The sequence below is a fragment of the Alphaproteobacteria bacterium genome (assembly GCA_041396705.1).
In the GTDB taxonomy this organism is placed as follows: domain Bacteria; phylum Pseudomonadota; class Alphaproteobacteria; order CALKHQ01; family CALKHQ01; genus CALKHQ01.
Genome location: JAWKYB010000003.1, coordinates 343,002 through 366,364, shown reverse-complemented (window position 1 = coordinate 366,364; position 23,363 = coordinate 343,002). Strand labels below are relative to the sequence as shown.

At 69.9% G+C, this 23,363-nt stretch carries 23 protein-coding genes, 1 tRNA gene and 1 pseudogene; 18 read left to right on the top strand and 7 right to left on the bottom strand.

The window, feature by feature from the left end:
* The first annotated feature begins 132 nt into the window (after window positions 1–132).
* The 9 genes from R3F55_05160 to R3F55_05120 all read left to right on the top strand — a co-directional run bounded on the left by R3F55_05160 (window position 133) and on the right by R3F55_05120 (window position 10,582).
* Window positions 133–1,674 carry a hydantoinase/oxoprolinase family protein gene (locus R3F55_05160; protein MEZ5666813.1) on the top strand — a complete coding sequence of 514 codons (1,542 nt, stop codon included), beginning with the start codon at window positions 133–135 and terminating at the stop codon, window positions 1,672–1,674.
* A gap of 95 nt (window positions 1,675–1,769) precedes the next feature.
* Window positions 1,770–2,861, top strand: coding sequence for a DUF917 domain-containing protein (locus R3F55_05155; GenBank protein ID MEZ5666812.1), 1,092 nt, complete (start codon window positions 1,770–1,772; stop codon window positions 2,859–2,861).
* Between the two features lie 363 nt (window positions 2,862–3,224).
* Window positions 3,225–4,319: a DUF917 domain-containing protein gene (locus R3F55_05150; protein MEZ5666811.1), complete on the top strand. Its 1,095-nt coding sequence runs from the start codon at window positions 3,225–3,227 to the stop codon at window positions 4,317–4,319.
* A 126-nt stretch (window positions 4,320–4,445) separates the two neighbouring features.
* Complete coding sequence (locus R3F55_05145; protein ID MEZ5666810.1) at window positions 4,446–5,405, top strand: sugar-binding transcriptional regulator; 960 nt, start codon at window positions 4,446–4,448, stop codon at window positions 5,403–5,405.
* Window positions 5,406–5,559: 154 nt separating this feature from the next.
* Complete coding sequence (locus R3F55_05140) at window positions 5,560–6,873, top strand: sugar ABC transporter substrate-binding protein (protein ID MEZ5666809.1); 1,314 nt, start codon at window positions 5,560–5,562, stop codon at window positions 6,871–6,873.
* 148 nt (window positions 6,874–7,021) lie between these two features.
* The gene (locus R3F55_05135) at window positions 7,022–7,894 is read left to right on the top strand and encodes a sugar ABC transporter permease (GenBank protein ID MEZ5666808.1); all 873 of its coding nucleotides are present in this window, start codon (window positions 7,022–7,024) and stop codon (window positions 7,892–7,894) included.
* A gap of 12 nt (window positions 7,895–7,906) precedes the next feature.
* A complete protein-coding gene (locus R3F55_05130) occupies window positions 7,907–8,737 on the top strand; it encodes a carbohydrate ABC transporter permease (GenBank protein MEZ5666807.1) in 831 nt (276 codons plus the stop codon).
* 19 nt (window positions 8,738–8,756) lie between these two features.
* On the top strand, window positions 8,757–9,776 hold the full coding sequence (locus R3F55_05125) for an ABC transporter ATP-binding protein (GenBank protein ID MEZ5666806.1): 1,020 nt from the start codon (window positions 8,757–8,759) through the stop codon (window positions 9,774–9,776).
* A 29-nt stretch (window positions 9,777–9,805) separates the two neighbouring features.
* A complete protein-coding gene (locus tag R3F55_05120) occupies window positions 9,806–10,582 on the top strand; it encodes an SDR family oxidoreductase (GenBank protein MEZ5666805.1) in 777 nt (258 codons plus the stop codon).
* A gap of 54 nt (window positions 10,583–10,636) precedes the next feature.
* Here R3F55_05120 and R3F55_05115 read toward each other — a convergent pair whose 3' ends face one another.
* From R3F55_05115 to R3F55_05100, 4 genes are all read right to left on the bottom strand, one after another.
* Complete coding sequence (locus R3F55_05115) at window positions 10,637–11,638, bottom strand: nitroreductase family protein (GenBank protein ID MEZ5666804.1); 1,002 nt, start codon at window positions 11,636–11,638, stop codon at window positions 10,637–10,639.
* Between the two features lie 122 nt (window positions 11,639–11,760).
* Window positions 11,761–11,850, bottom strand: a tRNA-Ser gene (locus tag R3F55_05110).
* A gap of 65 nt (window positions 11,851–11,915) precedes the next feature.
* Window positions 11,916–12,320 carry a hypothetical protein gene (locus R3F55_05105; protein ID MEZ5666803.1) on the bottom strand — a complete coding sequence of 135 codons (405 nt, stop codon included), beginning with the start codon at window positions 12,318–12,320 and terminating at the stop codon, window positions 11,916–11,918.
* A gap of 58 nt (window positions 12,321–12,378) precedes the next feature.
* Window positions 12,379–12,774: a hypothetical protein gene (locus tag R3F55_05100; GenBank protein ID MEZ5666802.1), complete on the bottom strand. Its 396-nt coding sequence runs from the start codon at window positions 12,772–12,774 to the stop codon at window positions 12,379–12,381.
* Window positions 12,775–12,863: 89 nt separating this feature from the next.
* On the opposite strand from R3F55_05100, the gene R3F55_05095 reads away from it, so the two are divergent.
* Together R3F55_05095 and R3F55_05090 are read left to right on the top strand one after the other, a co-directional pair.
* Window positions 12,864–13,226, top strand: coding sequence for a hypothetical protein (locus R3F55_05095; GenBank protein ID MEZ5666801.1), 363 nt, complete (start codon window positions 12,864–12,866; stop codon window positions 13,224–13,226).
* Window positions 13,227–13,690: 464 nt separating this feature from the next.
* Window positions 13,691–13,933 carry a hypothetical protein gene (locus R3F55_05090; GenBank protein MEZ5666800.1) on the top strand — a complete coding sequence of 81 codons (243 nt, stop codon included), beginning with the start codon at window positions 13,691–13,693 and terminating at the stop codon, window positions 13,931–13,933.
* Window positions 13,934–14,013: 80 nt separating this feature from the next.
* Here the strand turns inward: R3F55_05090 and R3F55_05085 are convergent, their stop codons facing one another.
* A complete protein-coding gene (locus R3F55_05085) occupies window positions 14,014–14,151 on the bottom strand; it encodes a hypothetical protein (GenBank protein ID MEZ5666799.1) in 138 nt (45 codons plus the stop codon).
* Between the two features lie 504 nt (window positions 14,152–14,655).
* Between R3F55_05085 and R3F55_05080 the strand changes: the two genes are divergently transcribed.
* From R3F55_05080 to R3F55_05050, 7 genes and pseudogenes are all read left to right on the top strand, one after another.
* A complete protein-coding gene (locus tag R3F55_05080; protein ID MEZ5666798.1) occupies window positions 14,656–16,461 on the top strand; it encodes a 3'-5' exonuclease in 1,806 nt (601 codons plus the stop codon).
* A gap of 175 nt (window positions 16,462–16,636) precedes the next feature.
* Window positions 16,637–18,053 (top strand): annotated as a pseudogene (locus R3F55_05075) (saccharopine dehydrogenase C-terminal domain-containing protein).
* A gap of 124 nt (window positions 18,054–18,177) precedes the next feature.
* On the top strand, window positions 18,178–19,242 hold the full coding sequence (locus tag R3F55_05070) for a serine hydrolase domain-containing protein (GenBank protein ID MEZ5666797.1): 1,065 nt from the start codon (window positions 18,178–18,180) through the stop codon (window positions 19,240–19,242).
* Window positions 19,243–19,330: 88 nt separating this feature from the next.
* Window positions 19,331–20,323 (top strand): AraC family transcriptional regulator, encoded by a 993-nt coding sequence (locus R3F55_05065; protein MEZ5666796.1) that lies wholly within the window; start codon window positions 19,331–19,333, stop codon window positions 20,321–20,323.
* A 68-nt stretch (window positions 20,324–20,391) separates the two neighbouring features.
* Entirely contained in the window at window positions 20,392–20,943 is a 552-nt protein-coding gene (locus R3F55_05060) for a carboxymuconolactone decarboxylase family protein (GenBank protein MEZ5666795.1), read from the top strand.
* Between the two features lie 30 nt (window positions 20,944–20,973).
* On the top strand, window positions 20,974–21,564 hold the full coding sequence (locus R3F55_05055; protein ID MEZ5666794.1) for a ferritin-like domain-containing protein: 591 nt from the start codon (window positions 20,974–20,976) through the stop codon (window positions 21,562–21,564).
* Window positions 21,565–21,625: 61 nt separating this feature from the next.
* Window positions 21,626–22,003, top strand: coding sequence for a c-type cytochrome (locus R3F55_05050; protein ID MEZ5666793.1), 378 nt, complete (start codon window positions 21,626–21,628; stop codon window positions 22,001–22,003).
* A 15-nt stretch (window positions 22,004–22,018) separates the two neighbouring features.
* On the opposite strand, the gene R3F55_05045 is transcribed toward R3F55_05050, so the two are convergent.
* A complete protein-coding gene (locus R3F55_05045; protein ID MEZ5666792.1) occupies window positions 22,019–22,552 on the bottom strand; it encodes a 2,4'-dihydroxyacetophenone dioxygenase family protein in 534 nt (177 codons plus the stop codon).
* A gap of 42 nt (window positions 22,553–22,594) precedes the next feature.
* Window positions 22,595–23,311: an SDR family oxidoreductase gene (locus R3F55_05040; GenBank protein MEZ5666791.1), complete on the bottom strand. Its 717-nt coding sequence runs from the start codon at window positions 23,309–23,311 to the stop codon at window positions 22,595–22,597.
* Between the last annotated feature and the right edge of the window lie 52 nt (window positions 23,312–23,363).

Sequence of the window (23,363 nt, the reverse complement as noted above, 5' to 3'; positions counted from 1 at the left end):
CTTCACCCCGTTTCCGCCGTGCGCGTCATCCCCGGGTTTGTTCCGGGGATCTGCTGCCGACGGCGCTCCTTTCCCTGGAGATCCCCCGGACGAGCCCGGGGATGACGAATCAGAGAGGCTGACAAGACCGATATGCGCGTGGGAATCGATGTCGGCGGCACCAACACGGATGCCGTGCTCATGGACGGCCTGCGGGTCGTCGCCTCGCACAAGACGCCGACCACGGCCGACGTCTCCAGCGGCATCATGGCGGCGCTGCGCACGGTGCTGGACGCCAGCGGCGCCCGGCCGGCGGATATCCAGGCGGTGATGATCGGCACCACCCACTTCACCAATGCGGTGGTCGAGCGCAAGCGCCTGCTGGAGGTCGCCGCCGTGCGGCTGGGCCTGCCGGCGACCAAGGGGCTGCCGCCGATGGTCGACTGGCCGAAGGACCTGGGCCAGACCCTGGGCTATCACCGCTATCTGGTGCACGGCGGCAACGAGTTCGACGGGCGCGAGATCGCGCCCTTGGACGAGCGCGCGCTGCGCGATGCCGCCCGCGACATCAAGGCGAGGGGCCTGCGCGCCGCCGCGGTGACCTCGGTGTTCTCGCCGGTGAAGAACGAGATGGAACTGCGGGCGGCCGCGATCCTGCAGGAGGAGGTGCCGGAACTCGCCGTTTCGGTCAGCCACGAGATCGGCCGCGTCGGCTTCCTGGAGCGCGAGAACGCGACGATCATGAACGCCTGCCTGGCCGACCTGGCGAACCGGGTGGTCGACAGCTTCCGCTCGGCCCTGAATACCCTGAAGATCGCCGCGCCGTTCTACATCAGCCAGAACGACGGCACGCTGATGACCGCCGACCACGTCGCCCGCTATCCGGTGCTGACCTTCGCCTCCGGCCCGACCAACTCGATGCGCGGCGCCGCCTTCCTGGCCAAGGCGAAGGAAGCGATGGTGGTCGACATCGGCGGCACCACCTCCGACGTCGGCATGTTGCTGCACGGCTTTCCGCGCGAAAGCTCGGTCGCGGTCGACATCGGCGGCGTGCGCACCAACTTCCGCATGCCCGACGTGCTGGCGATCGGCCTGGGCGGCGGCAGCCTGGTGCGCGACGACGGCGCCCGCATCGGGCCGGATTCGGTCGGCTACGAGCTGACCGAGAAGGCGCTGGTGTTCGGCGGCGACGTGCTGACCACCACCGACATCGTGGTCGCCGCCGGGCTGGAGGACATCGGCGACCGCGCCCGGGTGGCGCACGTCAAGCCGGCGGTCGTCGACGCCGCCATCGCCACCATGCACCGCATGGTCGACGAGGCGGTCGACCGGATGAAGACCAGCGCCGAGCCGCTGCCGGTGATCCTGGTCGGCGGCGGCGCGATCCTGTTGTCGCGCGACCTGCCGTCGGCCTCGGACATCGTCAAGCCGGAGCACATGGCCGTGGCCAACGCCATCGGCGCGGCGATCGCCCAGGTCGGCGGCGAGGTCGACCGCGTGTTCTCGCTGGAGGGGCTGGGCCGCGACGAGGCGCTGCGCCAGGCCAAGGCGGAGGCGACGGAAAAGGCGGTCGGCGCCGGCGCGCGCGCCGAGACGGTGCAGATCGTCGACATCGAGGAGGTGCCGCTGGCCTATCTGCCGTCGTCCGCCACCCGCATCCGGGTCAAGGCGGTCGGCGACCTGGCGATGGCGTGAGGCCGGCATGCGAACGCCTCGTCAGTGATCGCGAGCCGCTGCGTGCCTCGTGCTGACGATCCCGAGTCCGAACAACCCGATGAGCGCCAACCGACATGTTCCAGCTTGACCGAGAAGACCTGAAAGACCTTTGCCGCGGCGCCGCATTCCTCGGCACCGGCGGCGGCGGCGACCCTTATATCGGCCGGCTGATGGTCGAGCACGCGATGGACGAGGCCGGGCCGGTGACCATCGTCGATCCGACGGAGGTGCCCGACGACGCGCTGGTACTGCCGACCGCGATGATGGGCGCGCCGACTGTGCTGGTGGAGAAGATCCCGCGCGGCGACGAGGCGGTGAAGTCGCTGCAGCGGCTGGAACGCCACCTCGGCAGGAAGGCGTTCGCCACCATGCCGATCGAGATCGGCGGCATCAACTCGACCATGCCGCTGGTGGTCGGCGCCAGGCTGGGCCTGCCGGTGGTCGACGCCGACGGCATGGGCCGCGCCTTTCCCGAACTGCAGATGGAGACCTTCGCGGTCTACGGCGTCAGCGGCACGCCGATGGCGATCACCAACGAATATGGCGACTGCACCCTGGTCGAGACCCGCGACAACAAGATGATGGAGTGGATCGCACGCGGGGTGACCATCCGCATGGGCGGCGCCGCCTACATCTCGGAATACGCCATGACCGGCGCCGAGGTGAAGCGCACATCGGTGCCGAACACGCTGACGCTGGCGCTGAAGATCGGCCGCTGCATCCGCGAGGCGCGCGAGCGCCACGTCAACCCGTTCGCGGCGCTGCTGGAGCTGTTGCCGCAGACGCCCTATTCGTTCGGCAAGATCATCTATCGCGGCAAGATCGTCGACATCTTCCGCGAGACCCGGGCCGGATTCGCCGCCGGGTTGTGCAAGATCCAGGGCCTCGACGAATGGCCCGGCGTGATGGAGATCGAGATCCAGAACGAGAACCTGACCGCGCGCGTCGACGGCGTGCTGAAGGCGATCGTGCCCGATCTGATCTGCATCATGGATTCGGAGACCGCCGAGCCGATCACCACCGAGACCCTGCGCTACGGCCAGCGCGTGACGGTGATGGGCGTGGCGGTGCCGCCGATCATGCGCACGCCGGAGGCGCTGGCGATCTTCGGCCCGGTCGGCTTCGGCATCGACGCCCCGTTCACCCCGATCGAACGGATGGGCTGATGGGCGAGGCGGGACCCGACGGCGGGGCCGCGGGCGGTGCGTCCTTCGAGACGGCGTCGTGCGGACGCCTCCTCAGGATGAGGCGGGGACGGTGCAGGGGCGATGGCGGGGCCGCGGGCGGTGTGGCCTTCGAGACGGCGTCCTGCGGACGCCTCCTCAGGATGAGGCGGGGACGGTGCAGGGGTGATGGCGGGGCAGGGGGCGGTGCCGGTTTTGCGTTGGCGGGCGATGCCAGGGCGGCATGGGGCGCGATGCCGGTTGCCGGCGTTCCTCATCCTGAGGGGCCGCCTGCAGGGCGGCGTCTCGAAGGACGCAAGGCTGTGCGTGCGGCCCGGCCGGCGCTTGCCGTGAGGGTGCGCGCCGATGCCTAGCCTGATCACGATCGACGATCTGGCCGATCTCGCGCGCGGGGCGGCGGTGCTGGGCACCGGCGGTGGCGGCGACCCCTATATCGGCTATCTGCTGGCCCGCGAGGCGATGCAGGCGCACGGGCCGGTCACCCTGATCGGGCTGGACGAGGTGGCCGACGACGCGCTGGTGATCGCGGTCGGCAGCATGGGCGCGCCGACGGTGTTGATCGAGAAGGTGCCGAACGGCGACGAATATGTCTGGGCGCTGGAGGTGCTGGAGCGGCATCTGGGCCGCAAGGCCGACGCGGTGATCCCGTTCGAGGCCGGCGGCGTCAACTCGACCTCGCCGCTGATGATCGCCGCCCGGCGCGGCCTGCCGGTGGTCGACGCCGACGGCATGGGCCGCGCCTTCCCCGAGCTGCAGATGGAGACGTTCAACGTCTATGGCGTGCCGGCGGCGCCGATGGCGATCGTCAACGAGTGGGGCGACAGCGTCGTCATCGAATCCGGCAACGCCAAGATGGTCGAGTGGATCGCCCGTGGCGTCACCATCCGCATGGGCGGCCACACCTCGATCGCGGAATATGCGATGGACGGGGCGGCGGCGCGGCGGGTGTCGGTGCCGAACACGCTGAGCCTGACGCTCGGCCTGGGCCGGGCGATGCGCGAGGCGCGTGCCGGCCATCGCGACGTGTTCGACGCCATGGTCGCCGCCTTCGGCCGCACCCACTATGCCCATGCCCGCGTGCTGTTCCGGGGCAAGCTGGCCGACGTCAACCGCCGCACCCAGCACGGCTTTGCCATCGGCGAGGCGCATATCCAGGGACTCGACGACTGGGCCGGCACCATGGTGATCCGGTTCCAGAACGAGAACCTGCTGGCGACGGTCGACGGCCGGGTCCGCGCGATCGTGCCGGACCTGATCTGCGTGCTGGACAGCGAGACCGGCGAGGCGATCACCACCGAGCGGCTGCGCTATGGCCAGCGGGTCACCGTAATGGGCGTCAGCGTGCCGCCGATCATGCGCACGCCCGAGGCGCTGGCCGTGTTCGGCCCGCGGGCATTCGGCATCGACCTGCCGTTCACGCCGATCGAGGAACTCGCCTGAGTCCAAGGATCGGCCGCTCCGGCTCCGGGCAATAGTAGTCCAGGCTGGGCAAAATCTCGTTTGCCATTAAGATGAAATGCGCAGATGAGGGCGGCTGCATGGAAATCACGGGCAGGACGGAGTGAGATGACGGCCAGGCAGGAACACGACGAGCAGAGGCTGGAGGACGCGGCGCGGGCGGGCTGGCTCTACTACGTCGCCGGCAATACCCAGGACGAGATTGCCGGCAAGTTCGGCATATCGCGCCAGTCTGCCCAGCGGCTGGTCGCGTTCGCCATGGCCGAGGGCCTGATCAAGGTCAGCGTCGCCCATCCTATCGCCTCCTGCCTGTCGCTGGCGGCCGAGCTGAAGTCGCGCTTCGCGCTGGACCATGTCGAGGTGGTGCCGAGCGACCCGAAATCGTCCGACAACACCATCGGCGTGGCCGAGGCGGCGGCGGGCGAGATCGAGCGGCACCTGTCGACGGTCGCGCCGATCGTGATGGCGATCGGCACCGGGCGCACGCTGAAGGCGGCGATCGACCGGCTGGCGCCGATGAACTGCCCGCAGCACCGCATCGTGTCGCTGACCGGCAGCATCGCGCCCGACGGCTCGGCGGCCTACTACAACGTGATCTTCAACATCGCCAACGCGACCCGGGCGCGCTGCTTTCCGCTGCCGCTGCCGGTGATCTCGGCGACGGCCGAGGAACGCGCGCTGCTGCACCAGCAGGCGCTGGTGCACCGCACGCTGGAGACCGCGGCACAGGCGGACTTCACGCTGGTCGGCATCGGCGATCTCGGCCCGGAGGCGCCGCTGCTGGTCGATGGATTCGTCACCGAGGCAGAGTTGAAAGCGCTGCAGAAGGCCGGCGCGATCGGCGAGATCGTCGGCTGGGCGTTCGACGCCGAGGGCCAGCTGATCAAGGGGGCGACCAACGACCGGGTCGCCAGCGCGCCGATTCCTTCGCGTGAGAGCTCGCTCGTCGTCGGCGTGGCCAAGGGCGAGAAGAAGCTGCCCGGCGTGCTGGCGGCGACGCGGCGCCGCCTGATCAACGGGCTGATCACCGACGAGGCGATGGCGCGCGGCCTGCTGGCGCACCGCTGAGAAATCTCCCAGCCGCACGGCAATCTCTCACCGGCTGAGCGTCAGTCCGGCGGCGCTTTGTCGCGCCTGCCGCTTGACTCGCATGCGCATGGCGTGAATAATTGCCCATCGAAATAGCAAAAGCGCAATCAATAGCGCCCCATGGGAGGATGAGATGACCAAGCGCGTATTCCTCGTCGCCACATGCGCCACCCTGGCGCTGGCCGGTGCGGCCACGGCGCAGACCACGCTGACCATCGCCACCGTGAACAACGGCGACATGATCCGCATGCAGGGTCTGACCGAGGACTTCACCGCGGCCAATCCCGGCATCGAGCTGGAGTGGGTGACCCTGGAAGAGAACATCCTGCGCCAGCGCGTCACCACCGACATCGCCACCAACGGCGGCCAGTACGACGTGATGACCATCGGCACCTACGAAGTGCCGATCTGGGCCAAGCAGGGCTGGCTGGTCCCGCTCGACGACCTCGGTGCCGACTACGACGTCGACGACCTGCTGCCGGCGATCCGCGGCGGCCTGTCGGTCGACGGCACGCTGTATGCCGCGCCGTTCTATGGCGAAAGCTCGATGGTGATGTACCGCAAGGACCTGATGGCGGCGGCCGGCCTGGAGATGCCGGATGCGCCGACCTGGGACTTCATCGCCGAGGCCGCCCGCGCGATGACCGACCGCGACAACGAGATCTACGGCGTCTGCCTGCGCGGCAAGGCCGGCTGGGGCGAGAACGCGGCCTTCATCACCGCGATGTCGAACTCGTTCGGCGCGCGCTGGTTCGACGAGAACTGGCGGCCGCAATTCGACACCGAGGCCTGGAAGAACACCCTGCAGTTCTACGTCGACCTGATGAACGACGCCGGCCCTCCGGGGGCGTCGTCGAATGGCTTCAACGAGAACCTGGCGCTGTTCCAGTCGGGCAAGTGCGGGATGTGGATCGACGCGACCGTCGCCGCGTCCTTCGTGACCAACCCGAACGACAGCCAGGTCGCCGACCAGGTCGGCTTCGCGCTGGCACCCGACAACGGGCTCGGCAAGCGCGCCAACTGGCTGTGGGCCTGGTCGCTGGCCATTCCGGCCGGCTCGCAGAAGCAGGCGGAAGCCGAGGCGTTCATCGCCTGGGCCACGTCCAAGCACTATCTCGAGCTGGTCGCGGCCAACGAAGGCTGGGCCAACGTGCCGCCGGGCACCCGGACCTCGCTGTACGAGAACCCGGAATACCTGGCCGCCGCGCCGTTCGCCCAGATGACGCTGGACTCGATCAACGCCGCCGACCCGAACAACCCGACGGTCGACCCGGTGCCCTATGTCGGCGTCCAGTTCGTGGCCATCCCCGAATTCCAGGGGCTGGGCACCGCCGTGGGTCAGCAGTTCGCTGCCGCGCTCGCCGGGCAGACCTCGGTCGACCAGGCATTGGCCAACGCACAGCAGCTGACCGAGCGTGAGATGACCCGCGGCGGCTACATCCAGTAGACGGCCCTCCTCCCTGGCGGGCTGTCCGGCCCCGGTCCTTCCTCCCCCAGCACGGACCGGGGACCGGGCAGCCCAATTCTCCGCGCGACGGCGCGCGGCCCGGTGATCCGCGACGCCCCTCCCGTCGTCACCGACCAGGAGAAGAGCGATGGCTACGCTGCACACCCGTTCGCTGGCGCGTACGATGCTGGCGCCGTCGGTCCTCCTGCTGTTCGCATGGATGATCGTGCCGCTGGCGATGACCATCTGGTTCTCGTTCCAGCGCTACAACCTGCTGATGCCCGGCATGGAGGAATTCGCCGGCATCCAGAACTACGAGTTCTTCCTCTCCGACCCGGCCTTCTTCGATGCCATGGGCAACACCCTGATCCTGGTGGCGGGTGTCCTGGTCATCACCATCATCGGCGGCATCCTGCTCGCCCTGCTGCTCGACCAGCCGTTCTTCGGCCAGGGCATCGTCCGGCTGCTGGTGATCGCGCCGTTCTTCGTCATGCCCACGGTGTCGGCCCTGGTCTGGAAGAACATGCTGATGCATCCGGTCAACGGCATCTTCGCCTGGATCGCCAAGGCGCTCGGTCTCGAGCCGCTGGACTGGCTGGCCGATTTCCCGCTCGGCTCGATCATCATCATCGTTGCATGGCAATGGCTGCCGTTCGCAACGCTGATCCTGCTGACGGCGCTGCAGTCGCTGAGCGAGGAACAGAAGGAGGCGGCGGAGATGGACGGCGCCGGCGCGCTGTCGCGGTTCTTCTACATCATCCTGCCGCACATGGCCCGCGCCATCACCGTGGTGATCCTGATCGAGACCATCTTCCTGCTCTCGGTCTTCGCGGAGATCCTGGTCACCACCAACGGCGGGCCGGGCACCGCCAGCACCAACATCTCCTACCTGGTCTACGTCCAGGGCCTGCTGCAGTTCGACGTCGGCAGCGCCTCGGCAGGCGGCGTGGTGGCGGTCATCCTGGCCAACATCGTCGCGATCATCCTGCTCCGCGTCATCGGCAAGAACCTCGAGGCCTGAGGGAGGCGAGCTATGGCACGCGCAGTCACCACCGAGCGCAAGGTCGTCTTCACCGCACTGGCCTGGCTGGTCGGCCTGCTGATCTTCTTCCCGATCCTGTGGACCGTGCTGACCAGCTTCAAGCCGGAGCCGGAGGCGATCCAGAGCCCGCCCAGCCTGCTGCCGCAGGTCTGGACGCTGGAGAACTACGCCGAGGTGCAGACCCGGTCGGACTACTTCAAGCACTTCCTCAACTCGGTGATCATCTCGATCGGCTCGACCCTGCTGGCGCTGCTGGTCGCGATCCCGGCGGCCTGGTCGATGGCTTTCTCGCCGGAGCGGCGGACCAAGGACATCCTGATGTGGATGCTGTCGACCAAGATGATGCCGGCGGTCGGCGTGCTGGTGCCGATGTACCTGCTGTTCCGCGACTGGGACCTGCTCGACACCAAGATCGGCCTGACCGTGGTGTTGATGCTGATCAACCTGCCGATCGTGATCTGGATGCTTTACACCTACTTCAAGGAGATCCCGAACGACATCCTCGAGGCGGCGCGCATGGACGGCGCGATCCTGTGGAAGGAGATCGTGTACGTCCTCGTGCCGATGGCCGTGCCCGGGATCGCCTCGACCCTGCTGCTGAACGTGATCCTGGCCTGGAACGAGGCGTTCTGGACGCTGAACCTGACCGCCGCCAAGTCGGCGCCGCTGACCGCGTTCATCGCCTCGTATTCCAGCCCGGAAGGCCTGTTCTGGGCCAAGCTGTCGGCCGCGTCGACGCTCGCGATCGCGCCGATCCTGCTGCTCGGCTGGTTCAGCCAGAAGCAGCTCGTGCGCGGGCTGACGTTCGGCGCGGTCAAGTAAGAGGACAGGGGGCGCGATCATGGGAAGCATCGTTCTCGAGAACATCACCAAGAGCTTCGGCCCGGTCACGGTCATTCCCGAGATCAGTCTGTCGATCAACGATGGCGAGTTCGTCGTGTTCGTCGGGCCGTCGGGGTGCGGCAAGTCCACCCTGCTGCGGCTGATCGCCGGGCTGGAGGACGCGAGCTCCGGCACGATCCTGCTCGACGGCGACGACATGACCGCCGCGCCGCCGGCGAAGCGCCAGCTGTCGATGGTGTTCCAGTCCTATGCGCTGTATCCGCACATGAGCGTGCGCGACAACATCGCCTTTCCGCTGAAGATGGCCGGGGTCGAGAAGTCCGCCCGCGACGCCAAGGTGCAGGAGGCGGCGCGCATCCTGAACCTGACCGAGTATCTCGACCGCAAGCCGCGCGCGCTCAGCGGCGGCCAGCGCCAGCGCGTCGCCATCGGCCGCGCCATCGTGCGCCAACCCAAGGCGTTCCTGTTCGACGAGCCGCTGTCGAACCTGGACGCGGCGCTGCGGGTCAACATGCGCCTGGAGATCACCGAGCTGCACCAGCAGCTGAAGACGACGATGATCTACGTCACCCACGACCAGGTCGAGGCGATGACGATGGCCGACCGCATCGTCGTGCTGCAGCGGGGCAACATCGAGCAGTTCGGCAGTCCGCTCGAGCTCTATCACACGCCGGCCAACCGGTTCGTGGCCGGCTTCATCGGGTCGCCGCGGATGAACTTCATCGAGGGGCCGGAAGCGGCCAGGCACGGCGCGCACGCGATCGGCGTCCGGCCCGAGCATCTTGCCATGTCGACCGAAAGCGGGGCGTGGCCCGGCACGGTCACGGTGGCCGAGCATCTCGGCTCCGACACCTTCCTTCACGTCGCCACCGACGCCCTCGGCACGCTGACGGCACGCGCGGACGGCGAGTTCGGCGTCCGGCACGGCGACCGGATCTTTCTCACACCCAAGTCCGATCGGATCTACCGCTTCGACCGGGACGGCATCGCGCTGCCGACCCGGGTTGCCGCGGCCTGACCGCGGCGCGTTCACCACGGAGCGGATACATGTACTGGGAGAAGCTGAGCCTGGAAGGGCGGGTCTGCATCGTTACCGGCGGCGGGCAGGGCATCGGGCTCGCCTGCGCCGAGGCGCTGGGCGAGGCCGGGGCGACCGTAGTGGTCGCCGACATGGTCGAGGAGCGGGTCGAGGCCGCGGTGGCGACGCTGACCGGCAACGGGCGGAAGGCGGTCGGCAAGCGTCTCGACGTCACCAAGTCGGCGGATGTCGACCGCGTTGCCGCCGAGGTCGCGGCGGAACTCGGCGGGGTCGACGTGCTGGTCAACAACGCCGGCGTCGCCAGGAGCGATGTCCGCGCCGAGGACACCAGCGACGAGCACTGGCGGTTCCACATGGACGTCAACGTCGACGGGGTGTTCTGGTGCTGCCGCGCCTTCGGCAAGGCGATGCTGGCCCGCGGCAGGGGCTCGATCGTCAACATCGGCTCGATGTCCGGCTTCATCGTCAACAAGCCGCAGCCGCAGAGCTTCTACAACGCCTCCAAGGCGGCGGTGCATCAGCTGACCCGCTCGCTGGCCGCCGAATGGGCCGCGCGCGGCGTGCGGGTGAACGCGGTCGCGCCGACCTATATCGAGACCCCGCTGACCGCTTTCGGGATCAAGGAAAACCCGGAGATGTACCGGACCTGGCTCGACATGACGCCGATGGGCCGGGTCGGCCAGCCGCACGAGATCGCCTCGGTCGTGCATTTCCTGGCCTCCGACGCCTCCAGCCTGATGACCGGTTCGATCGTGCTGGCCGACGGCGGCTACACCTGCTGGTAGCCGCGCGGACCGGCGGATGCCGGTCGTCAGGAGTACGCGAAGCGCCGGGCCGCTTCAGCGCGCCACGGTCGGGGCTGCCGTGTCGAGCGCGGGGTTCAGCACCAGCACGTCGGCCAGCGGCTTGCGCTGCGAGCAGGGCACGCGGAAGCGGTCCTTCAGGTGGCCGGCGCCCATCATGGTGATCACCGCCTCGTTGTCGGGGATGCCGACGCAGGCCCGCATCGCCCGGTCGATGTCCTTGGTCACGCTCCAGTTCAGCATGCAGGCGCCCAGCCCCTGGGCATGGAAGCTCAGCGCCAGCGCCATCGCGAACAGGCCGCCGTCGATCCAGTGCTGGTAGCGTTCGCCGATCAGGTTCATGTGCGCCATGTTGGCGGTGACGATCATGACCACGCCGATCTCGTGGCCGAAGCCGCGGTTGCCCGACTGGTAGGACAGCACGCGCGCCTTGTCGTCCGCCTCGGTGAAGGCATAGACGCGGCAGGTCTGGCGGTTGCAGACCGACGGCACCTGCTGGGCGGCGCGCACCGCCTTCTCGATGATCGTGCGGTCGACCGGCCGGTCGGCATACTGGCGCACGCTGTGGCGGGCATCCATGAAGGCGTTGAAGTCGAACGACGCGAAGCGGCGGATGTCTTCGGCCGCGACCTCCTCGGTGCCGCCGTGCACCGCCGCGTCGCGGAAGGCGATCTCGGCGTCGAGCCGGTCGAGGTCGGCGGCCAGCGCATCGACGTCGACGCCGGCGGCCCGGTTGAACGCCACATAGGCGTCCAGCACCTTCAGCGCCGACTGCACGGAGGCATCGCTGCCGAACGCGGCGACATAGGCCCGCGTCTTGCGCAGCAGGGACGCGACCTTGTCCTGGCCGAAGCCCGGCCGCGGTGCGCTCAGCGACAGGCCGTGCTCGATCGAGTGGAACAGGATGTGCAGCATCGCGCGCTGGTTCTCGCGGCTGCGCCGGCCGTAGACGAACGAGGCGCGGGCGAAGCGCCGGAAATCGTAGACGGCATTCGATACCAGCCGGGCAAAGCTGTTGAGCGATGCGATGGCTTCCATGGTTCCTCCCCCCGGCCGACGATGCGCGGCAGATGCCAGGCACGGATCATACCGCCGGCCGCCGCCATGGCCATGGGTTGCGCGCGGGCGGCGCCGTCATGGCGGGGCGGACACGGTCCAAGTGGCGGATGGGGTGGGATTCGAACCCACGAGGCGCGTGAACGCCCGCCGGTTTTCAAGACCGGTGCCTTAAACCGCTCGGCCACCCATCCGATGCAATGATTTCAGTGCGTTAGCAGAGCGGGGCGAGGCGGGCAAGCCGGATGTGGCAGCGGCCTCAGCGTACGCTTGCGAGGCGGAAGGTGATCGGCTCGTCGTTGCCCAGGTAGACCGCCGTACTGGCGTCGAGATCGATCACGAAGTCCCCAGCCTCGTCGTACGACAGCGTGAATCGCCGGCCGCTGCCGGAGGCGAGGAGCGATCGTCCGTTGCCGTCGTTGCACCAGCGACCCTCCGCGTCCTTGCGCAGGACCGTCGTGGAGCCCGAATTTTCCTCCCGCACTTCGAGGTACGACGCCGTTTCCATCGTGATGCCGGTCGTCGCGGCCTGCGGCTGGGCCGCCGCCTGCACCTGCACCGCGGCTGCCGCAGCGGCGCGTTCCGCGTTGTCGGCGTCGTTGTTGCTCTGACAGCCGGCCAGCGCCAGCACGGCGGCGGTCAGGGCGACGCAGGCGCTTCTCATGGCTCGTACCTTTCGGGTTGCGGCAGGCCTGGCGCGGGACCGGCTGTTGCAGTTGCCGTCATTCTTCGCTGCACGACAACACACGGCGGCTTTCAGGACGGTTGACCGAAAACGCCCTTGGCCGGCGCGGCATTGCCGCCTGCGCCGGCGCGCGATCGTGCGTCTTGCCGGCGATGGCCGGAACGGGCGGTGGCGGGCCGCGGCCGCGGCCGTCATGGACAAGCGCCGACGCTTGCGGCATGGCGGAAGCGTGGGGGTGGTTCCATTGCCGCGCGCGCCGCGGCTGCCGGAGGACACTCATGCTCACGGTGCCCGAACGTTCCACGACGGACTGGTCCTGCTGCTCGCCACCCAGCGGGGCGGCAATTCGGAGATCGGCAAAGCTGGCGGGCGCACGCGGTGTGGAAATGCCGTCGCTTGACGCCCACGGCTCGGCGATCGACGCAACCACCATCCATCTCAAGACATCGCAGCTTTCCGGTCCGCACCAGGCCTGCGTGCTGGCGCGAACTGACCCACTGCCTCGACCTGGCGTTTTGGAATATGCCGCGCGAGAACCTGACCGCCGACATGACCGGCGCCACCGAAATCAACGCCCACTACAAGCAGGGGCTGATCGCCAAGGAACTGTCGATCATCAAGGGACTGGAGACGACCTGGTCAACCCAGTTGCAGCTGATGACCGGCAGCAGCACCACCTTCGGCAAGATGTTCGATGCCTGGGAGCGCATGGACGTCTATCGCTACCTGGCCAGCACACCGAAATATGGCCCGAAGGTGGACGCACTGCGGCTGCACAGGATCCTGTATCTGTGGACCCGGGACGACCAGTGGGAACGCGGCACGACCGTGTTCCACTGCGAGGATCACCTGGCGAAGAACAGTCTGTCCGGGCCGACCTGGTAAGGGAAGAAGTCGCGACGATCCCGATGCCTGCGCGCGGCGACACCGGGCATGGCGGACCGTCCGCCACCCCCGGCATCCCGGCACAGACAACGGGCGCCGTTTCGCGCAGTGTCGTACTGTCGTCGCCGAATCTGCCCTCCCACCGATTCCCCGCAACGCCGCCGCCGCTGGCGACCACGCAACCCGCGCACCGGCCAACCACGACGCGAACGGATGCTTGAAGCCGACTGGACCTTTCCGATCCGCGATTCGCGCAGGCTGACGCACGACGAATGCCTGCCGCCGCTGCGTGCGCTGCACGACATGTGGCAGGGCCTGCGCGGCGACCGGCGGATGCCGGCCCGCCGCGACTTCGACCCGGCCGCGGCCAAGGCGCTGCTGCCGCACATCCTGCTGGTCGACGTGTTCGCCGATGCGCCGTTCGAGCGCGGCGCTACCGCGTCCGGCTGTTCGGCACCGCGCAGGTGGATTCGCTGGGCCTGGACTGGACCGGCGCCTTCCTGCACGAGAAGACCGACAAGGCCTCGGCCGACCGGCTGTGTTCGATCGGCGACACCATCGTGGCCACGCGCGAGCCGTGGATGTCCACCGGCGGGGTCTACTGGTCGGCCGAGCGGCCCTACAGCAGCTTCCAGTCGGTCCTGCTGCCGCTGTCGGACGACGACGACACGGTGAACATGATCATCGGCCTGACCGTGTTCGACTGACGCGGTCCGGGGCGGCAGCCTCGCGCTAGCGTGTCCCGTCGGCGTTGCGCAGACTGGCGGCGATCTGCTCCAGCGCGGCGCTAGATCCGCCCGACATGGTGGGCGATGTAGTTCAAGGCGAAGACCGTCTCGTCGGTGCGCAGGGGACCGGACTGCGGCGCGAACGGCGCATCGTAGACCGGATGCGGGCGCGCAGGGTGGGCCGAGGTGTCGCTCACGATGGGGAACCTCCCGGTTGGGGTGGGCCAGGATAGGGCGGCGCCATGCGCCGCGCCATGACGGCGTGGCGTCCGCGGCGCGGCGGTGCGGCAAGGCGGCCTGCCATCGTATTTGGCATCGACCCTGCGCGGCGATAGGGTCGGGCCATCGACAGGCCGTGGGGCGGGCGCCGCGGCACGACGGGGGTATGCGGGTTTGGCAGCAAGGGGCAGGACGCGGGCGGCGGTACGACCCGGCGGCGACGACGGCGCCCGGCCATGCGGCGGCTGAGCGCATGGAGTTCCGCATCGCAGACAGCTTCACCGAGAGCCTGGCCCGGCTGACGGCGCAGGAGCAGAAGGCCGCCAAGACCACGGCCTTCGACCTGCAGCTCGATCCGAACAGCCCGGCGCTGAAGCTGCACCGGGTCGAGCGGTGCAGGGACCCGAACTTCTGGTCGGTGCGGGTCAGTCAGGACCTGCGCCTGATCGTGCACAAGACCGCCGCCAGCCTGCTGCTGTGCTATGTCGACCATCACGACGCCGCCTATCAGTGGGCGATGCGCCGCCGCATCGACCGCCAACGTCCACCGGGCGGCGCAGCTGGTCGAGGTGCGCGAGCGGGTGGAGGCAGGCGACGACACGGCGCAGGATACCGGCGGCGGCCTGTTCGCCGCGGTCGACGACGAGACCATGCTGGCCTACGGCGTGCCGGCCGAATGGCTGGGCGCGGTGCGCCGCGTCGGCGAGGACGGCCTGCTCGATCTGGTCGGCCACCTGCCGCAGGAGGCGTCCGAGGCGCTGCTCCAGCTCGCCACCGGCGGCACGCCGCCGCCGGCGCCGGCCGCGGCAGTCGACGCCGATCCGTTCGCCCATCCCGATGCCGGGCGGCGGTTCCGGCTGCTGGCCAATGTCGACGAACTGGCCCGCGCGCTGGACTATCCGTGGGCGCGCTGGACCACCTTCCTGCACCCGATGCAGCGCGAGCTGGTGGAGCGGAGCTACGACGGGCCGGCCCGCATCTCCGGCTCTGCCGGCACCGGCAAGACCGTGGTCGCGCTGCACCGTGCGGTGTTCCTGGCCCGGCGGGCGCCGGCGGCCCGGATACTGCTGACCACGTTCTGGCCGTCGCTGGCGGCCGACCTGTCGACCCGGCTGGACATGATGACCGAGGGCGAGCCGGCGGTGCGCAACCGGATCGAGGCGAAGGCGCTGGGCGCGGTGGTGCGCGACCTCTACGCGGCCGTCTTCGGCCCGCCGTCGATCGCGCCGACCCGCACGATCCGCGACCTGATGGCGGCACATGCCGAGCCGGGGCTGGGGCTTGCCGTGCTGATGGACGAATGGGAGGGCGTGGTCGACGCCTTCCAGATCCGCGATTGGCGCACCTATCGCGACTTCGCCCTGGGCGGCGTCCACGCCCACGCCGGGCCGAAGCGGCGCAAGCGGCTGTGGAGCGTGTTCACGCGGGTCTGGGACGCGCTCGAGGCCGAGCACATGGTCACCCAGGGCGGCATGTTCGTGCGGCTGGCCGAGCACTACGCCGCCGGTGCGCCGCCGCCATGGGAACACATCGTCGTCGACGAGGCGCAGGACATCGGCATCGCCGAGCTGCGCTTTCTGGCCGCCGCCGGCGGTCGGCGCGACGACGGGCTGTTCTTCACCGGCGATCTCGGCCAGCGCATCTTCCGCCAGCCTTTCTCCTGGCTTGCGCTCGGCATCGACGTGCGCGGGCGCACCCACCGGCTGTCGATCAACTACCGGACATCGCACCAGATCCGCGCCCGCGCCGACCGGCTGTTGCCCGCGGCGATGGCCGACGCCGACGGGATCGAGGAGCCGCGCGCCGGCACCGTCTCCGCCTTCAACGGGCCGCGGCCGACGGTCGCGCTGTGCGCCGATGCCGAGGAGGAGATCGCGCGCGTCGGCGCCTGGCTGAAGGCGGTGTCGGCCCAGGTGCGGCCGGAGGAGATCGGCCTGTTCGTGCGCACCCCGGACCAGTTCGAGCGCGCCCGGCTGGCGCTGGCCGCGGCGGGGCTGGAGGCGACGCCGCTGACCGCCGCGGCACGCGCGGCCGGCGGCACCGTGGCGCTGGGGCCGATGCACCTGGCCAAGGGCCTGGAGTTCCGCGCGGTAGCGGTGATGGCCTGCGACGAGGGCATTCTGCCGCTGGCCAGCCGCATCGCCGCGCTGGGTGAGGACGCCGGGATCGACGATGTGATCAGCACCGAGCGGCACCTGCTGTATGTCGCCTGCACGCGGGCACGCGACCACCTGCTGGTCACCGGCGTCGCACCCGGTTCGATGTTCCTGGCAGACATTGGCGGTTGATTTCGGCCCGGCGACGTGCTGTTGCAGGAGGCATCGCCCGACCGTTCATTGCTTCCGGACCCCGCCATCGCCCATGCGTCCGTGGCGTCGCCCCGCTTCGGTGTCGGGCGCGCAAGGGTGTTGAACCGCATGGCTTGACGGCGGACCGGACAGATCGACCGAGAGGAACCGCGCCATGGTGCAAGCGATCAAGCACATCGATTTCCCGGGCCGCCTGCTGATCATCGGCTACGGCTCGATCGGGCGCGGCGTGCTGCCGCTGGTCCAGCGCCACATCGGCATCAGCCAGAACCGCATCACGATCATTTCGGCCGATCCGCTCGGTCGCCGCGAGGCGGAGCTGCAGGGCATCGCATTCGAGCAGATCACGCTGACCCGCGAGAACCTGGCCGGCGAGATCGCCAGCCGGCTCGGCGCCGACGACTTCCTGCTCAACCTGTCGGTCGACGTTTCCTCGATCGACCTGATCGCCATCTGCCAGCGCATCGGCGCGCTCTATCTCGACACCTGCATCGAACCCTGGCCCGGCGGCTACACCGATCCGCGGCTGACGCCGAGCGAGCGCTCGAACTATGCCCTGCGCGAGAAGGCGCTGGCCGCCAAGCGCGGCCACGGCGAGGGGCCGACCGCGGTGATCGCCCACGGCGCCAATCCCGGCCTGGTCAGCCACTTCGTCAAGCGGGCGCTGCTGCACATCGCCGAGGCGGCCGGCATGCCGGCCGCGGCGCCGGCCGACCGCGCCGGCTGGGCGGCGCTCGCCGCCGGCCTCGGCGTCAAGGCGATCCACATCGCCGAGCGCGACCCAGGTGACCGACGAGCCGAAACGGCCGGGCGAGTTCGTCAACACCTGGTCGGTCGACGGCTTCATCTCCGAAGGCTGCCAGCCGGCGGAGCTGGGCTGGGGCACGCACGAGCGCCATTTCCCGCCCGACGGCGGCCGCCACCACGGCGGCTGCGGCGCCGCGATCTACCTCAACCGCCCGGGCGCCGCGCAGCGTTGCCGGACCTGGACGCCGATCGAGGGGCCGTTCCATGGCTTCCTGATCACCCACAACGAGGCGATCTCGATCGCCGACTACCTGACCCAGCGCGATGGCGACGCGGTGCGCTACCGGCCGACCGTGCACTATGCCTATCACCCGTGCGACGACGCCGTTCTGTCGCTGCACGAATTCAACGGCAAGGCGTTCCGCGAGCAGGCGACCAAGCGGCTGATCGTCGACGACGTCACCGAGGGCATCGACGAGCTGGGCGTGCTGCTGGCCGGTCACGCCAACGGCGCCTACTGGTACGGCTCGCAGCTTTCGACCGAGGAGGCGCGGGACCTGGTGCCGCACAACAACGCCACCTCGCTGCAGGTCACCGCGGCCGTGCTTGCCGGCATGGTCTGGGCGATCGAGAACCCGCGCCGCGGCGTGGTCGAGGCCGAGGAGATGGACCACGAGCGGGTGCTGGAGCTGGCCGAACCCTATCTCGGCCCGATGACCGGCGCGTTCACCGACTGGACGCCGCTGGCCGGACGGGAGAGCCTGTTCCCAGAGGACCTCGACCGCGACGATCCCTGGCAGTTCAAGAACGTCCGCGTGGTCTGAGCGCGCGCCGGCCCGAACGCCGGCGCCGCAGCGCACCGGGATATTCACCAGTTTCTCACCGTTGGATGACACGCTGCCAGGGTTGGCGTGCCGGCTGGCGGCGCGCGCGAGAGCGGTGCGGAACATGGGCGACTTCCTGCGCAATGTCGCGGTCCTGGGCCTGGCCGGTGCATTGGCGGGGACCGGGCCGGTCCGCGCCGACGACGCTGCGCTGCAGGCGGTACTCGACGATTTCCTTGCCGAAGAGGCGCTCGATGGCGGCGTCCTGCTGGTCGGGTCGGACGACGGCGACGCGGTGGTGGTGTCCGGTCTGGCCGAACTGCGGGGCCGCACCGCGGTGACGCCCGACACCCGGTTCTACGTCGCGTCGGTCGGCAAGATGGTAGTGGCGACCGCGATCCTGGCCTATGTCGCCGACGGCGCGCTGGCGCTCGATGCGCCGGTGCTGCCCTATGTCGACGACATCCCCGGCATCGCGCGACTGGACAACGTCGAGCGGGTCACGGTGGCGCAGCTGCTGAGCCACACCTCCGGGCTGGTCGACTATCTCGACGATCCGTTCCTCGACGCCAGTTACGACGAGCCGGAGCGCCACTGGAGCGCGGCCGAGGCGATCGCCTTCGCCTACGACCAGCCGGCCTATGCCGCGCCGGGCGCGACCTTCGAATATTGCAACACCAACTACGTCATTCTCGGCCATGTGCTGGAACGGCTGGCCGGCTCGCTGGATGCGGCGCTGCAGGCCAAGGTGTTCGGGCCGGCGGGCATGACCGCCAGCACGGTCGGCGCGCCGCGCGGCGTGCCGCTGGCCCGCGGCTATATGGACGGCGAGGACGTCAGCGCGCAGTCGTGGGCGAGCGAACTCGGCGACGGTCCGATGGTGACGACCGCGGCCGACCTGGAGCGCTTCGCCTTCGCGCTGTTCCGCGACGGCCGGCTGCTGCCGCCGCAGCTGGTCGCCGCGATGACCGCCGGCACCGCGGCAGAGCCGACCTACGGCTACGGCATGGGTATCGAGACCGACGGCTGGGGCGCCTGGTACGGCCATTCCGGCGGCTATGACGGCTTCGAGGCCGACTTGCGCTATTACCCGGCCGACGGGACGGTGTTCGTGTTCCTGACCAACGGCAACCAGCTGAGCGAGGACGCGATCCTCGACGAGGCCGCCGACGCCTGGTTCGCGGAGTAGCGCCGCGCCGCGGCTGTCGCGCTCGTGAGTGGCCGTGAGCGGGCAGCCTGGTGCAAGAATGCCGGTCCAACCAGCGGACGGGCCGGCCATGGACGTGCTGAACGACATCCTCGACACCATCGAGCTGCGGGCGACGCTCTATTTCCGCACGCGCTTCACCGCGCCCTATGCGATCGCGGTGCCGCCCTATCGCCAGGCGATCCGCTTCCACCTGGTGGTGCAGGGGCGCTGCCACGTGGCCAGCGACGGCGCGGCGGGCGCCGACCTCGGCATGGGCGAGCTGGTGCTGGTGCCGCGCGGCGCCGCCCATGTGATCGCCGACCGGGCCGGGCGCGAGCCGGTGGCGCTGGACCGGGTGGTGGCCGAGAGCGGCTTCGACGGCGCCGGCCCGCTGGTCTGGGGCGCGGCGCAGGCCGGCGCGAACGAGGAGACCCATCTGATCTGCGGCCACTTCACCTATGACGAGGGGGTCGATCATCCGTTGCTGCGCGCACTGCCGACGCTGCTGCGGGTGTCGGCGCCGGCGCGGGCGCGCCATCCGCTGCTGGACGGCGTGCTGGGCCTGGTGGCCAAGGCCGGCTCCCAGGACGAGCCGGGCGCGCGCGGCTCGCTGATCCGGCTATCGGAGGTGCTGTTCATCGAATCCGTGCGGGCGGCGGCCCAGGACCACGAGGACCTGGACCGCGTGCTGGGTGCGATGGCCGATCCGCGGATCGGCCGCGCGCTGGCGCTGATCCACGGCGCGCCGGAGCGCGACTGGACCCTGGCGTCGCTGGCCAGCGCGGTGGCGATGTCGCGCAGCCGGTTCGCCGCCTATTTCAGCACGATCGTCGGCGTGGCGCCGATGCGCTACCTGGCCGACTGGCGGCTGCAGCGCCCATGCGCTGGTCGCGCGCACCCGCGACCCGATCCAGGTGGTCGCCGCCAAGACCGGCTTCGCCTCGGCCGCCGGCTTCACCCGCGCCTTCGCCGCCCGCTATGGCCAGTCGCCGCGGGCGCTGCGCCAGGCGTCGGTCGCCGAAACTTGACCGATCGACCCGATGGCTTGACCGAACGGCCCGTTTTCCCCGCGCCGGATTGATCGGGCGTCCGGTCCTTTCCACCTGCGTCGGGCGCACCGTCGCGCCGACCAAGGAAAGGACCAGACCGATGCCCCGCATCCCCGCAATCCAGCCCGATGCCGCCCAGGGCAAGACGCTGGAGCTGTTCGCCGCCATCGGCCGCCAGCTCGGCGGCGTGCCCAACATCCTGCGCACCATGGGCCATTCGCCCGCCGCGCTGGAGGGCTATCTCGGCTTCGCCACCGCGCTGGCCGGCGGCACGTTCGCGCCGGCGTTCCGCGAGCAGATCGCGCTCGCCGTGGCCGGCGCCAACGGCTGCGACTACTGCGCGTCGGCGCACAGCGCCATCGGCCGCAAGCTGAAGCTGGCCGACGACGAGATCCGCCGCAATCTGCACGGCGACGCCAGCGACCCGAAGGTCGCGGCGGCCCTCGGCTTCGCCCGCAAGCTGGTGCGCGAGCGCGGCCACGCCAGCGACGGCGACATCGCCGCCATCCGGCTGGCCGGCTACGGCGAGGCCGAGATCGTGGAGCTGATCGCCCACGTCGCGCTCAACCTGTTCACCAACTACTTCAACCACGCCGTCGGCACCGACATCGACTTTCCGGTGGTGCTGTCGGCCGCGGCCCGCGCCGCCTGAGACGGCCCGGCCAGAAGGGGAAACAACGCCATGAACGACACCCGAAGCGAACAGCTCTCGGTCCCGCGCCGCGGCCTGCTGCGCGGTGCCGGCCAGGTCGCGCTCAGCACCGCCGCGCTGGCTCTGCTTGCCGGCGGCGCGCGTCCGACCCGTGCCGCTGCCGGGCCGACCGAGGCGGACGCGATCGCGCTGAACGCCATTCTCGGCCTCGACCACGAGGCGATCGCCGCCTACGAGATCGCCGCCGGCAGCGGCCTGCTTTCCGCCGGCGTGCTGCCGGTGGCCCGGCTGTTCCAGGGCCACCACATCGGCCATCGCGACGAGTTGATCGCGGTGATCCGCGCGATCGGCGCCGAGCCGGTCGAGGCCAAGTCGATCGAGGACTATGCGGTGGACATCGGCGCCGCCGCGCTGACCAGCGAGCTCGACATCCTCAAGCTGGCGGCGCAGCTGGAAGGGGCTGCCGTCAACGCCTATGTCGGCACCCTCGCAACGCTGGCGGACAAGGACCATGCCCGGCTGGTGGCGCAGCTTGTCGCCGACGAGACCATGCACTGGACCGTCCTGACGACGGCGGTGGGCGACGCCTTGCCCACCGGCGCCTTCGCCTTCGGCGCCTGATCCCGCCACTTCGGCCGGCCGGGCCTCGCGGGTCCGGCCGGCCGCATTCCGGAGACTTGCGATGAAGACATTGTGCCGTCTGGCAACGGTGGCGCTGCTGCTGTTGCCGCTGTTCGCGGGACGCGCGGCCACGGCCGCCGATCCGGCAAGAGGCGAGAGCCTGTTCACCAGCCGCTGCGGCGCCTGCCATTCGCTCGATACCGACCGGGTCGGCCCGCGTCTCGGCGGCGTCTACGGCCGGCCCGCCGGCAGCGTCGACGGCTACGGCTACTCCGCCGCGCTGCGCGGTTCCGGGCTGGTCTGGGACGATGCGACGCTCGACGGCTGGCTCGCCGGACCGTTCGCCTATCTGCCCGGTGCGCTGATGCCGTTCGCCGTCTCGGTCGCCGCCGACCGCGACGACATCATCGCGTTCCTGCGGGTGCAGGCGGCGCGGTAAGGCGGCGCGGCGTCTTCACCGGATGAACTGGTCGACATAGTCCCGCCCCAGGCCGATCGCCTCATAGTGCTTGCGACACATGTCGATCTTGGTGAAGACATCCTCGTAACCCACTGGCTTTCCCCAAGGATCGACATAGAACATCACGCCGTTGACCTGGAACAGCGTGATCATCTCGGGCACGTCGGGCGGGACCACCAGCGTGTGGGTCTCGCCCGGCGGCTCGTAGACATAACCGCCTTCCTCCGCCTTCCAGTCGTGTTCCAGATAGTACCAGCTGCCGCGCAGCACGAAGCCGTGCACCGGGTTGGGATGGCGGTGGCGGCTGAGCACGCCGGCCTTGCGCACCCGCAGCAGGTTGACCCAGTAGCCCTGGGTGACGTTGAGGCACAGCGGCCGGAACGAGACCGATTCCGCCTGCGGCACCCAGATCCGCTCGTCGGTGGGGATCGCCCCCGGAACCACGATCTCCGGCACCGATTCCGCCGGCATCGGCAGCTGGTAGGGCATCATCGCATCGCCGATGGCGGCTTCGTTCAGCGGCGGCATGGCGCGGCTCCTGTGCTTGCGTCTGTGGGTCGCCCGCGATCCTCACATGGCGGCATAGCCGCCGTCGACGGGCAACAATGTCCCGGTGACGAAGGCGGCGGCATCGCTCGCCAGGAACAGGCACGGCCCGACCAGATCCTCGGGCCTGCCCCAGCGGCGCATCGGCGTGCGGTCGAGGATGCCGCGACTGCGCGCGTCGTCCGCCCGCAGCGGCGCGGTCATCGCCGTGGCGATCCAGCCGGGCGCCACGGCGTTGACCCGGATGCCGTCCGCCGCCCAGGCGACCGCAAGCGCGCGGGTCAGGCCGGCGATGCCGCTCTTCGACGCGGTGTAGGCCGGCACCAGCGGCCCGCCGAAGTAGCTGAGCATCGAGGCGATGTTGATGACGGCGCCGCGGCGCGACGCGGCCAGCGCCGGCCGTGCCGCCATGCACATGCGCATGGCGCCGTTCAGGTTGATGTCGACCACCTGGGCGAACACCGCCGGATCGAACTCGTCGTTGCGGCGGATCACCCCGGCGGCGTTGACCAGGGCGTCGAGCCGGCCGAGGCCGTCGCCCCAGGCGGCGACCGCAGCCGTATCGGTCACGTCGAGCGCGACCGGCGTCACCCCCGGCGGAACGGCTGCGGGTGCGGTCCGGTCGATCGCCAGCGCCCGCCAGCCGGCGGCGGCGAATCCGGCCGCCAGCGCGCCGCCGATGCCGCCGGCGGCCCCGGTCACGGCGACCACCCCGGCGCTGTCGTTCTGCGCATCCGTCATTGCGCCCTCCCATGTGCGGACGTGTCCGGCGGACGCTGTAATTTGCTGCCCG